Origin of the sequence: Legionella sp. (genome assembly GCF_965140895.1) — a bacterium.
In the GTDB taxonomy this organism is placed as follows: Bacteria; Pseudomonadota; Gammaproteobacteria; order Legionellales; family Legionellaceae; genus Legionella.
On sequence record NZ_CBCSKT010000029.1, the window covers coordinates 22,108 to 35,889 of the forward strand.

Sequence of the window (13,782 nt, forward strand, 5' to 3'; positions counted from 1 at the left end):
GGACAAGCCGCGACACGTTGAAGTTTATTTCACCGCATAACGTAATCAAGGCTGCAGTTTTTTTATTGGTTAAGCCCTTACTTAAGTTGCAGCTCCCCTCCATGAGTTAATGTGCGTGTGTTTCGGGGATTATGAAAGAATGAGCGTATCGATCCCCACCAAGATGGAGACTGTCTTTGCGGCTCCGCTGTTTGCTCCTCCTCATCAAGCTCAACAATATTGGGAGATTCCGGATAAATCCTATCCTGTACTGCCTGAAAACTGGAAAATACACTCTTTAAGATAATCGGTAAGAGCATTAACATCGTAAACATGGTGATCTGATTCGTTGACTCACCAAATGCTAAATAATTGCTTAATGATTCAACTATGGCCACCATCATGGCCAGTCCCATAAAATTACTAATCAGCCCAGAGGCACTAATATTTTGGTTATCCATAGGCAGACCGACGCTTTGCATGATTTCATAATAAGCAATCCATAACCAGCTTAAATCAAAACCCACACTAAACCAATGTTGCTGATACATTTCTTTTACTGACCCAGGCCCCAAGACATTACGCATCAATTCAAAATTAATCTTCCAGCTTTTAAGCGTCAACGCCAACATCCCCTTCTCCTGGGAATTAGCGGTTTCTGCAAAAAGCTGGATAAAAATGCTGCGCGGATCAGCGATATCAAATAATTCATAAAACGATTTATCGGAACTTAAAAGCCGACGTAATTGCACATCAGTGAGATCGGCGAAGGAGCCAACTCCTGAAGCCAATGAATTATCTTCTGCACAATGAGCAATTACCGTATGCGCCTCTTTCATCATTAAGACATCATTACTACCATCCCCATTAGCCACGATAAAAAATTGATAACCCTTCAGAAAACGGGCCAAAATACCTTTTCCTTCCGTACTCATTTCCGCAAAAATAATTACTGGACGTGCTGATTTATCACGGCCCAATAATTTCTGGAACGCTGCCAACACGGCGGAATTAATACCAGAAAAAATGACGGTACTCTCTGCGGGGATATGCTCTTCATCCAATAGAATGTTATCGCGCTCCAAATACTCTGCACGTAGGATACTAATTTTTTTTGCATACTCAGGGCATAAGACGTTAGCAATATTTTCTGCAGCTTTGATCGTGTCTCCCGTAGCAACAAATACTGGCACCTGAATACTGCGGCAGGAGCTAATAAATTGTTCCGCACCTTTTTTAATAGGATTATCAATAATAAATGTTCCATGATGTTGCATGCTTTTCAGCAACTGTGGATTATCCATAAGAAAGAATTCAATGTCTTTTTTATTATCCTGATCAAAATACTCTTGCAGCTGTTTAAATTGTTTTTCATTAAGTTCAGCCCGCGCAATACACCAATCACGTGATAAAACACCGGTACGTGTGTTCATGTTGTAATAATCACGAAACAACGGGGTATTATTAAAAGCAGTAGCCTTTGGAATGCCACAAAAAACTAAATGGTAACATGACCCCTCACGTACCAAAGTTAAGCGTCCGCCAAAATTTCGATATAAACCTAAGTGGAAGGTTTCGATTTCTTTTTCGTACTCATTTAGGGAAATATGTTTTCTAAAATGATTATTTCCGAGCACAGCAACCTGTAAATTGGACTTTTGATTACACAATGAATGAAGTAATTGCAATATGGCATCTTCCTCAGGCTCCATCTCTTTCGGATTATTGGTATAAGCCTGACAAAACAGCTCGAACACCTCTGATAATTCCGTACCACCAGGTAACAGGCCGGGATCGTTCTCTTTTACTAAATGCTGTATTTGAGCAGACATTAAAGTAGTCCACAGCCCCAACACATTCATACCATTGGTAGTTAAGGTCCCAGTTTTATCAGAAATAATAGCCACGCCTTTTGGAAAGCGATCGAGGGTATAACCACTGAGTGCATGGCATAAGTCGACTATGCGTAGCGCATCAATGGCTTCTAAAGGTCTATCCCCTAGATTTTTATTTAGCCGTTTCAGTAATTGCCCATTAACCATTTCCCGTAGAAATTGCTCGGAAAAAGGAATCATGGCCTGAAAAACATTGAACGTGTATTTTGACATTTCTGCAGGCAACAAGCGTAGATCATGTTGCGTACAAACCGCCAATGCGGCCGATGCCATAAGGGAATGGTACACACTCTTGCGTTTACGATCGCCGATAATCTGATTAATTACCGCTACTTTATGGATGTCATTATTGGACAAAAATTCATCTGCAGGCTTAATTTCAATAAAAAAATTCTTTGCCCCACACAAATTTAATTTATCCCCAACCATAACCCCTGGTTGTTTGCCATCACGCACCAAACGCAAGCTCACTGTTTTATGAGGACTATGCCAGGCTGTTTTGGAACGATGCTCTATCCAGATATCCTCACCATTTTGCGCTTTCAAGTTCACACTAAACTTTTGTTGCTCAAGCTCCTCAAGAAATTGTCCTTTCTCACCTTGCTTTAAGGCAACCAGCTCTCCTGAAATTTTAACCGATGCTAAATCAACCGCCTCATTACAAAAAACCAAATCCCCTGTGCGTAATAAGTATCCTAGCACCGTAACCAAATGCCCCCCCTGGGGAGTAAATTTTAAAACCTGATATTCCTTATGATTGTATTCATAATCATCTTGAATCATCGCCTGTTGGGCTAAAGACTCTCTAATTGTTGCCGGCGTTAAATCAGCAATCAACGCAGGAACATTGCGAAATTGTCGCAATGTTCCCTCTCCCTGACGGATGTTTTCCGCAATAAGACCAAGTTGAAATAAACGTGGTATTGGCATCAATTCCCTAGCCATAATATGACCAAGTTGGAAATAAAAATTACCTACTGGAGTTAAACCACTTGGAATAGTCGCCGTATCAGAACGTTGCGCTCCGCGATTATGTTGCCACTTGAGTAATTGCTTCTGCGCTTTTTGGGTAAGAAAAGAAGCGCCTGCAGGCACGAATAAAGTACTGGCAGCAATACTAGCAATTAAGGAATAATCCTCAGTAAATTGTTCGCCAGTCAATCGTTGGGTGCCAGTGAATACGGAATAATACATGTAAACAATGCCAACAACTTCACTGGCCACTGCGGCAGAAAATGCAGCTGTTGATTCAAAGTGTTTGTCCGTAATGCGGTTTAAGCCACTGCCGCTTAAAATAGCTGCGCCCAGAATAAATTTATACACAAAATCATAGTCTTCACTGTCCGTTTGATATTGGCTCATGCCTCGGGTCAGTAATTCACCAAGAACTAAAGCAATCCCTGAACTGACAACGGGCCATGCGTAGCGCTTGAAATTGCGCCAATCTAAAGAATCCGCCGAAAAAGCAAGGCTAATTGCTTTATAAAGCTCTTGTGTTTGAGAAAAAAGAAAATGACCAATATTTTCAATCGTGCTGGTAATATAATAGGTGCGGTCAGGCTCTTCATTTTGTATAAGCCCCACAGATAATGCTCTACTGGGTTGCTTTATCTGTTTTTGCTTGCGCTGTTTATTATTGTGTTTTTCGAACATTTTATACATCCATTTATATCAGTTTCTATAACGTAATAGTTCTCAAAAACACGTCGTCCTGAGGCGTTTAGGGGAAGGTTCTCCTGAATCGGACAGAGTACTAATCCAGAAGATCAATACTTTATTCAAGAGTTCCTTCACTTCGTTCAGGATGACGCCCCTCACGTAAGCTATTACTCCAACACAATCGACAATCCGAGTGCCTCATCATCATGATGAAAATAAATTATGATTTTTGGCTATTATTGTGTCAATAGCTATTTGCTAAAATTCCGTTGTATGGAAGCACCTATACTAGGCAAATTGATGTTCGATAAAGTGAAACCGGTGACTACTTAACCGCTTCGATAAAAATAGGTCTGGTCTCGTAATAGAGCTTACCTCCATATTTACGCTGACAAATATGTTCAAATGCATCCAACATATCAGCAATCAGCTCTCCCTGCTGTGCTTCAGGTATTTTTTTTATGGCTGGCAAAATCAATATCAAATTCTTCATGTAATTAATATTAGGAAAAGCAATTCGATAAGTTTTTAAATCCATTTTGACTTGGCGAAAAGGGGTACGGTTCAATGCATTCAACACACGATAGAAATAATTAGCATACGGCAGCAACCTTTGAATATTGTCATTTGCCACATCAATGTGTTGGCCCCTATTAGCCAGCTCATACCAAATTTGTAAGATACTACTTTCAGAAAATGAGGAAAAGGTCGCATAAAATCGCCCTTCTATTTTTAAGGCTTGATAAATATTGGCAAAGGCAACTTCGATTTTAGTCCACTGCAAACACCAAAAAGACAAGACAAAATCAAACATATACGATTGTTGATAGGTCTCAATACGTTGAACTGCAAAGGAAAGATTTTGGCTTGCCCAATAGTCTTTGGCATGAGCAATCATTTCTGCAGAATTATCAATAGCCAGAATTTGACTATTCTTATAGGTTTTAGCTAAAAAATTAGAGTATTGGCCATCGCCACAGCCAACATCTAAAATATCTCCAAATGGATGCACGCTAAAGGTACTGCGAAATTTTTCATTAATTTGCGTCTGAAAATAATTTCCGAGGACGTATTGCTCAGGATCCCATATCACTCCGTTATTCCAAATCCAGTAAAACTTCACTTACTATACCGTAAACTATTAATAATTCGAATCTTTTTAGAAAATTAACTTTAATGACAGCCTTGATGTAAGTCATCCCCTAGACAGAATGAGTGAGTTATTTTGTTCTTCGCTACTCATCAAAATAAAGCCCTCATCTTCATCTGGCTCACATACCAACGATTTGGACAAATCAACATTCTGCGCTGATATTAGCGGAGCAGGTTCTATCGAGTTTTCGGTACCCAACTCTAATTCAGATTCTGCCCCAGACCCAGTATTTTTAGAAACAGCCAACCCTCGTAACGCACTATGTACCGTAGTAAAATTCATACCCACAATCGTTGATGCCGTTTCTTGGAATGCACTTAAACTCTTATAAGCAGTTGAATTCGTTACCATGGGAACAAAAATACCATAGGATTTAAAACCATCTAAAGTGTGCACTACTAATCGATGAATTTCTTTACTTAGATCCTCATCATTTAGGTGATTGTCCTCTAATTCACGCAAAGCATCTCTTAAATTAATCAACTTTTGAGTAATAATCGCACGATGACAGACATTTCCATTGCCAGCTTTATGCTGATTACGCTCAATGGCTAAATTAAGCCACTGAATCACGTTGACTTGAAAATCATCAGGACTCCCTATATTGTTATTAATCTCCGCTGCCAATGCAGCGCCCTCTCTTTTAAGAGCATAATTTTTAGGTAAAATAAAACGCCGCACTCTTTGTAAAAATCCAGGCCCTTTATTACTCTGTGTTGGTTCTTGCTCTAATTTTGGTGTTAAATCAACTTCTTGGTTTTGCAAAGTAGTCAATTGGCCTTTTATGTTATGTAAGTCACCTAATTGAACAGCAATCTTGTCCAAATTATCTTGATCTGTAGGTGTTTCCGCTTGCAGGGCTTTTTCTTTTCTTTTTAATTTATTTATAGTCACATTAATAACTGTCTCAACGTTCTGCGCCTGCTGTTTAACGACTTCAAAGGGAGCAGGAATGTCTCTTAATGCCTGTAACTCATTTAACAGTATTACTGAGGCCTTAATTTCATATAACCCTTTTATATCCTTTAAGCCATTCTCTTCAATAGTTTTTTCCCAAGTAGACACTTTAAGTAGGTTCGGTTGGGAACTGAAACGTATTTCATAAAGAGGAATAATTTGCTTTCCTGAAGGCACACAGAATTCAGTGGAGCGAAACTGAGAAATTGGATCAATATCTTTAGATAAAGCCATGTACGAATCAAAGGGGGCTTGTGGTCGCGTGTGATCTTGCAAACCTCCTTTTTTCAGCACAATTTCAGGATTACCAACAAAAACTTTGCAAACTAAAACAACTCGGTCTGCAGGCAGGCTAGTCCCTTTTTTTACACAAGAGCACATACCACTTTGCTTACATTCGCTACAGGTAGAAAAAGTCGCCGCTTTAGATAATTCCGAAGTGAAATAAACACCTTTGCCCAATGGTCCATAACCATTACCCTGCACATATTTGCAACGTCCTTCATCAAAACCATTTTGCATAATCAGCGGGGAAACATCCGCATTAGTGCCATGATAAAGTAACATTTCTCCTGGTTCTAATTGAATATCACCAGTCTGTATGGTCTTCAGTTCTTTGGCAAGAACTGAAGAAATCGGGTCAACCGTTTTTTTTAATTCATTATAATGTTCTTCTAGCGCCGGATTAGATAATTTCTTAACCTCGGTGACTTGCGTATAATGAGTATCACCGCCAAAGGTAGGAACATCGCCCTTAATTTCTTTCCATAGTTGGGCAAAGAAGGCTCCCCATCCTTTTGCATAAGCAGCTCCAAGGCGAGAAGGTTCAAAACGCATAGATACTTTTTGTCTGTCAATGGCCTGCTGACGAAATTGGCTATCAAAATCCTTCACGAACTCGTGTTCAAGAAACTCAGTATGATTCATTTCAATAGGTAAGCCTTGCTTGATGCTTTTTTCTTTTAATACCTCAATCAACTCTCTTTGTGCATCCATAGGTTTTACACCTAATAAGCATGCTTTTTTAATTGAATTTTCTACAATGCATTTCTTTATTTGCTCCAATTGCACGATGTTGATTGGCTTATTTGTTAAATCCAATACGCCAGTCAATGACACCTGTCTTAACAACTCCGCAAAATCGCCCTGTGGGCCTTCATAAATAATTCGATGAGGATCGAGCTTTACCCCACGCAATTGCTCCATTGACATACTAACATCACGCGCGTGTTGCACTTTTAACTGGGGGTTGTTTTCTTTATCCTGTTGTGAAAATGTTTCAAATTTAACGCGCGTACCGGTCATTTGACACAGCTGCGTCGCATGAACCAAAAAATTCGTGGTCGCACGCTTCACGTCAATTTTTTTAGGATCTAAAAAATCTCCTAACTCGTCGTCGATTTGCTCACGAACAGGTTCTGTAGGAGGGCCAACCTTGCAGCGCACCAAATCGGTATGGTGACTTAAATCAATTACCCCTTTTAATAAATGAGCCAAGGTTAATTGATGTTCTCCGGGTAACTTATCAACTAAATCTGGGTGGTTTTCTAATTTAGGAGCATGAGTTCCTATAGCAAACTTCAAGAAATTAACTAAATCTGGATCAAACCCCATTTCTATAGCCACAACCGTAAATAATTCGGCTGAGCGTTTGGCATTGGACGGATCATCTTTGCCTGATTTTTCATTGGTTCGACCACTACGACATAAGTAAATGGCGAGTTCCAGACAAGCTTTTAATTCATCATTATTATTAATTTCTGTAGCAAGGGGAGCATATTCTTCATTGCCATAGTTTTGAATCAAATCCAGATAATTTTGTGCATAAAGACGTTGTCTTACGGCGTGAGTAGTATCGTGATTACGATGGTGTACGGTGAAATTATCATGGGTAATATCAACATAGCCACGAAATAATACGGGCACATCAAGATAGGGTTTGTTGATGTAATTATCAGCTAAAATTTGCCATATTTTGCTTTTATCCCCTTCCCCAGCTAGCCAAAAGTGCTTAAAGTCATGTAACGGCTCAAGATCAACCTCCATCAATCTCCCTAAAGTAGCGGATTTTATTGGCAAAACAACAGGTGGATTCTTTTTAGCTACCATAACAGCACGTCACTAAGTAAACTTCCATGTATTAATCATAACAAACTAAGATTAAGTAAAGATTAATACTCAAAGAAGTCCCTCATTTCTTTCGGGATGACACCAGATTCGATATAACTTATGGATTTGCATCACTCAGGATGAAAATGCTGAAAAATACGCAGAGCCAAATGCTCACTGATCCCTGGAACTTTGGCAATTTCCTCTAAGGGAGCCTTAACCAATTCACGAAGCCCACCAAAACGGTGTAATAAGGCTTGCCGACGCTTAGCTCCCACTCCATCAATATCTTCTAAGGAAGATTCCAAACCTAGTTTTTGTCTTTTTTTACGATGCGCGGTAATAGCAAACCGATGTGCTTCATCACGAATATGTTGCAACAAATGCAAGGCCTTCGATTCATCGGGTAAAATTAGTTCGCGCTCCTCATGAACCAAAATCAATTTTTCCCAGCCCGCCTTGCGTGAAGGACCTTTGGCTACGCCTAATAACAGCACGTCCGAAATATTTAATGACTCAAGCACTCGCCGTGCCACCTCAACTTGTCCCTTACCCCCATCAATAATCAGCAAATCCGGCAAGGATTGCGCCTCCAGCAAACGTTTAAAACGACGAGTGATGGCTTGCTCCATCGCTGCATAATCATCTCCAGGTGTAATGCCTTCAATATTAAAACGTCGGTATTCACGTGTATTAGGACCTTCATAATCAAAAACGACACATGAGGCAACTGTCGATTCCCCTTGAGTATGGCTAATATCAAAACATTCCATTCGAGCAATAGGTTTTTTAAGTTTTAAGAACGCCTCTAGTTCATTAAATCGCGACCTCATCGTTGAATGCTTGGTCAGGTATTCAGCAAGAGAAACACGCAAATTATTCACCGCAAAATCCATCCAACGCGATTTAGAACCGCGAGGGTTTATTTGTATCTTACAGGCTTTACCGCGTTTTTGAGTCAATGCCTCTTGTAAGGGCTGATGATCCGATAAAGGATGATTGGTAATAATTAATGGCGGGATGCGCTCCGGTGTATCAAGATAATAAAAGCCAATAAAGGCATCAAAGGTCTGCTGCCATAACTCATCCATATTCAACTCTTCTTCTAAACCTTTAGTAGGCATAGAGGGGAAGAAACTTTGACTGGCTAATACCTGCCCTTCCCTAATGGTAACGCATTGAATGCAAGAAAACCCTGGATTGACCTCAATCGCAATAGCATCGGCATCGCCACTAAGTTGCATCACGCCCTGCTGCTCTTGTACCAAGCGCAAGTTTTTAATCTGATCGCGAAGCACCGCAGCTTCCTCAAAGCGTAACTTCTCTACTGCCATTTCCATACGGGCCGCCAATTCATCAAGAATTATTTGGCTTTTTCCTTGTAAAAAGCGGATCGCATCTTGAATCAAACGCTGATAATCTTCTGGGCTAATATAATCAACACAAGGCGCGGTACAGCGCTTGATTTGATATTGTAAACAAGGACGAGAGCGGGCATTAAAAAAACTGTCCCGGCAATTACGAATTTTAAATACCTTCTGGATGGTTAGGATTGTTTCTTTAACGGCGTTAACACTTGGATAAGGGCCGAAAAAATTCCCCGTTAACGGTTTTTTTTTCGAGCGATAAATTTCGATGCGTGGAAAATCAGGATGATCAGAAATATGAATATAAGGATAGGTTTTATCATCACGCAACAGCACATTGTATTTTGGCCGCAGCGCTTTAATCAGGTTACTTTCCAACAATAAAGCTTCAGTCTCACTGCGCGTAACCGATATCTCAATGGATGCAATTTGGCTGACTAAAGAGCGAGTTTTAGCTCCAGTATTTTGTTTATTAAAATAACTGCTAACTCTTTTTTTAAGATTCGATGCTTTTCCAACATACAATATCGTTCCTGCCTCATCCAGCATTCGATAAATACCTGGATCGCTGGGCAATTTCGTAAGAAACTGCGCCAGCTCTTGAGCGCGATGGTGCATGTTAATCTTCTGATGCTATATCAGTTGGGTTTTCGATAATTCCGTGTTTTAACGCCAGGTAGGTCAACTCAACATCATTTTTAATGCCCAGCTTTTCAAAAGTACGATAACGATAACCATTAATTGTTTTGGTGCTCAGGAATAGTCGATCACTAATTTCCTGCACCGTCATCCCGCTGGTGATCATCAACATCACCTGCATTTCTCGTTCTGACAACATATTAAAAGGCGAACCTTGTACTTCTTCTAAGCTGTTAATCGCCACTTTCTGGGCAATCTCAGCACTCAAATACTTTTCACCTTTAGCTACTTTACGTATTGCTGCAGCCATTTCTTCGGCTCCAGACTCTTTAGTGAGGTAGCCCATGGCTCCTAACTGTAAAACACGAGTGGGCAATACATCAGAACACATCGCAGTAACGGCAATTACTTTCACATGAGGATTCGATTTTTTTAAACGGCGAGTTACTTCCCAGCCATCAATGCCAGGCATTTTCATATCGAGAAGCACGACATCAGGAGCATGTTGTTTAACCAATGCTAAAGCCTGCTCACCGCTTTCAGCGTCAGCAACAACATCTACATCCGACAAATCTTCAAGTAATCGTCGAATTCCCATTCTAACCAATGCATGGTCATCAACAATTAGTACTTTAATCAAATAATGCTCCTTGACGTACGCAGCCAACGGACAACGCATGTCTGCCGATGTTATCAAGACTATACCGGCATTACAATACGCTTAACCCATAGATAAGTAAAATCGTTTGGCGGCGAAAGAAAAAAAAAACATCTACTTAAGGATTGTTCAACCTAACACGCCCTAATATGAATGTTTGGATTACCTGGATCCACCTCAAATAATGGAGGAAATTCACCTAATTCACGTGTACGCTCTAGCAGCTTGCCAATATCTGATAAAACAAAATCATACAAAACCTGATAGTTATCAATAACAAAATAGATTGGCTGCAGTCTATCGATGCGATAAGGCGTACGAAACGCAACTATAGGGTCAAAATAAACACGCAATGGAATATCACTTTCAACACTGTATACGGTTTCGCTAATAGAAGAAAGAATTCCACCACCATAAGCTCTTAAACCTTTAGAATTTTTTATTAAGCCAAACTCTACAGTATACCAAAACATGCGTTGTAATAATGGCCAATCTTCTTCTGGAAAACTTAAGACCTTACACGCATAGTCATGTACAAAATCAGCATAGATGCTGTCCGTTAGCATGGGACAATGCCCAAAAATCTCATGGAAAATATCCGGCTCTTGTACATAATTTAACTCTTCTTCGGTGCGAATAAATGTTGCAGCAGGAAAATGTTTATTTGCCAAGAGTTCAAAAAACTCTCGTGCTGAAATCAACGCAGCAACAGGCGCAACTTGCCATCCCGTTTTTGCTTTAAGTTTCGCGCTCAAATCAGGCAATTGAGGGATGCTTTGTGAAGTAATACCTAAGGTTTGCAACCCGGTAATAAACGCCTCACATGCCCTGTTGGGAATTAATTTTATTTGACGCTCAAATAGAATATTCCAAACTTTATTTTCCTCAGCCGAATAATTAACATATCCCTGAGCATCGGGAACATGTGCAACATAACGGCTTGTAAACTCCATACTTTCTCCTTACTCATATAGGCAACGCCATCCAGTGATGACGTAATTCATCTAACTATTATTATGTACTACGAAACTACTTTGTGCTGCTCGCTATTAGCAATCGAGTTCTAGCTTAAACTTGCAGATTCATAACCATCTCATTTATTAGGCAATCTGCGCACAAAAGTCAACAACTATTACAGATTTTTCAAATTATACGCTACACTCGGGAAATGAATTAGCATTCAAGGAGCACTTACATGACCATAGCCATCTTGGCAACGGGCGATGAAATCGTTCATGGGGATACATTAAATACGAACGGCCATCATTTAGCCCATGCCCTGAGCACCGAAGGTTTATCCTTAGGTTTTCAACTTTCTTGCAGTGATAAAGAAAAAGATATTATTACCTGTTTACAGTTTTTAGCCGCAAATCACGACATTATCATTATTATTGGTGGACTTGGGCCAACTACTGATGATCTCACCCGTTTTGCTTTAGCAAAGTTTACCGGGGTAGAGTTGATAGAACATAGCGAAGCGCTAGAGCATATTAAAGAGCGCCTGAAACATATCAAAATACCTTTAAATCAAGGAAATCTTCAACAATGTCTCTTTCCTGCTGATGCCAAACTCCTACCCAACCCTAATGGTAGTGCCGTAGGTTGTTATTATCGCTGGAACGATAAAATATTTATTCTGCTCCCGGGTCCTCCTCGTGAGTGTTTACCAATGTTTAATGACTATGCATTCCCTCTGTTGCAAGAAACATCGCACAGTCAAAAACAAATCCTGAAATGGAAAGTTTTTGGCTTAGCTGAAAGTGAAATTTCCCAAACATTAGAAGACGCATTAGCCGAAATTGATTGCCAAACCGGCTATCGCTGGGAGTCGCCGTATATTGAACTCAAAGTGCGTTGCCGGCCAAACCTGGTTGAACAGATTAAATCCATTGTCGATCCAATTGTGGCGCCCCATATAATCAGTGCCGTGGATAAAAAAGCATCTGATGCTTTACGAGAACTCATTAGCTCACGCAATGAGCCAGTCACTATTATTGATGAAGCCACTGGTGGTTTATTGCAAAATATTTTAAGTAGGCCTGGTTTGCACCATTTAGTAAATTTTAATGGATTACAAAAAACAAAACCATATTTCCACATTACCGGCTTGGAAGATTATTGGCACAAGAAGCCGATAACCGGTACGACGCAGTTAACGATTCACTATCATGATGGGAAAAATGAAGGGACAGAAACGTATACTATTCCCTACCGCACCCCCTCAGTCCGAGAGCATGCGGCAGAATGGTCAAGCTTCAGGATTGTTCAGCTCGTCAATCAATTGCATCAATGAGTAACATAATTGCTGGGTTCCTTGACCGCTGATCGCGGAAATAGTGAATACCTTATCCTTCCAGTCCAGGCCATCAATAATGGCCTGGATGCGCTCATTACGACTCTCGTCATCAGGTAACATATCAATTTTGTTGAGAACGAGCCAACGTGGTTTTTGCACTAAATCAGGATTGTATTCAGCCAATTCATTGATAATTGCTTTCGCAGAAACAACTGGATCACTCTCATCTAAAGGAGCTACATCGATTACATGCAACAGCACACAAGTACGAGACAAATGTTTCAAGAAACGATGCCCTAAGCCTGCTCCAGTAGAAGCACCTTCAATAAGTCCCGGAATATCAGCCATAACAAAGCTTTTATGCGAAGAAACGCTGACCACCCCTAAACCTGGGTGCAATGTGGTAAAAGGATAATCCGCAACTTTCGCCTTAGAACTGGAAACAGCACGAATCAAGGTTGATTTTCCTGCATTAGGTAAACCAAGCAAGCCAACATCTGCTAAAACCCGTAATTCGAGACGTAAATGCCTGGACTCCCCAGGACTTCCCGGACTAGTTTGACGTGGAGCACGATTCACACTGCTTTTATAGCGAGTATTTCCCAAACCATGGAATCCACCTTGAGCAATAAGTACGGGCACCCCTACTTTGTTAATATCACCAAGTAATTCACCACTATCAACATCATAAATCAGCGTACCCACGGGAACTTTAAGAATTAAATCGTCCCCCTTTTTCCCCGAACAGTTTCCGCCCATACCTGGTTGACCGTTTCCAGCCTTATAGTGACGCATATAACGAAAATCAATAAGCGTATTGAGATCGCTACAGGCTTCAAAATAAACGCTACCACCATCGCCGCCATCACCACCATCTGGGCCACCGCGAGGAATGAATTTTTCGCGTCTGAAGCTTAAGCAGCCATTTCCACCATTACCGGCATCAACCTTAACAAGTGCTTCATCAACGAATTTCATGACATACCTCAAAAATAAAAGAAAACTCTAGTTGTCAGGGACAGGGAACATAGTGTGAGCAAGTGGAGGAGGACAGACATAAAACCTGTTCC

The 13,782-nt window shown here is 40.5% G+C and carries 8 protein-coding genes; 1 reads left to right on the forward strand and 7 read right to left on the reverse strand.

The features are described from left to right. Positions 1–77: 77 nt before the first annotated feature. The 6 genes from ACQY7T_RS03410 to phhA form a co-directional block, all read right to left on the reverse strand. A complete protein-coding gene (locus tag ACQY7T_RS03410; RefSeq protein ID WP_428411310.1) occupies positions 78–3,527 on the reverse strand; it encodes a cation-transporting P-type ATPase in 3,450 nt (1,149 codons plus the stop codon). Positions 3,528–3,858: 331 nt separating this feature from the next. Beyond that, positions 3,859–4,626, reverse strand: a complete 768-nt coding sequence (locus ACQY7T_RS03415) for a class I SAM-dependent methyltransferase (RefSeq protein ID WP_428411311.1) — start codon at positions 4,624–4,626, stop codon at positions 3,859–3,861. A 102-nt stretch (positions 4,627–4,728) separates the two neighbouring features. Then, positions 4,729–7,689, reverse strand: a complete 2,961-nt coding sequence (locus ACQY7T_RS03420; protein ID WP_428411312.1) for a SidE phosphodiesterase domain-containing protein — start codon at positions 7,687–7,689, stop codon at positions 4,729–4,731. Positions 7,690–7,883: 194 nt separating this feature from the next. Then, positions 7,884–9,737, reverse strand: coding sequence for an excinuclease ABC subunit UvrC (gene uvrC, locus ACQY7T_RS03425; RefSeq protein ID WP_428411313.1), 1,854 nt, complete (start codon positions 9,735–9,737; stop codon positions 7,884–7,886). Between the two features lies 1 nt (position 9,738). Further along, entirely contained in the window at positions 9,739–10,398 is a 660-nt protein-coding gene (letA, locus tag ACQY7T_RS03430) for a two-component system response regulator LetA (protein WP_428411314.1), read from the reverse strand. Between the two features lie 152 nt (positions 10,399–10,550). Continuing rightward, positions 10,551–11,369: a phenylalanine 4-monooxygenase gene (phhA, locus tag ACQY7T_RS03435; protein ID WP_428411315.1), complete on the reverse strand. Its 819-nt coding sequence runs from the start codon at positions 11,367–11,369 to the stop codon at positions 10,551–10,553. 242 nt (positions 11,370–11,611) lie between these two features. Here phhA and ACQY7T_RS03440 point away from each other — a divergent pair, with 242 nt between their 5' ends. Continuing rightward, positions 11,612–12,709: a competence/damage-inducible protein A gene (locus ACQY7T_RS03440; RefSeq protein ID WP_428411316.1), complete on the forward strand. Its 1,098-nt coding sequence runs from the start codon at positions 11,612–11,614 to the stop codon at positions 12,707–12,709. Here the strand turns inward: ACQY7T_RS03440 and cgtA are convergent. Further along, the gene (gene cgtA / locus ACQY7T_RS03445) at positions 12,665–13,690 is read right to left on the reverse strand and encodes an Obg family GTPase CgtA (RefSeq protein WP_428411317.1); all 1,026 of its coding nucleotides are present in this window, start codon (positions 13,688–13,690) and stop codon (positions 12,665–12,667) included. The genes ACQY7T_RS03440 and cgtA overlap by 45 nt on opposite strands. Between the last annotated feature and the right edge of the window lie 92 nt (positions 13,691–13,782).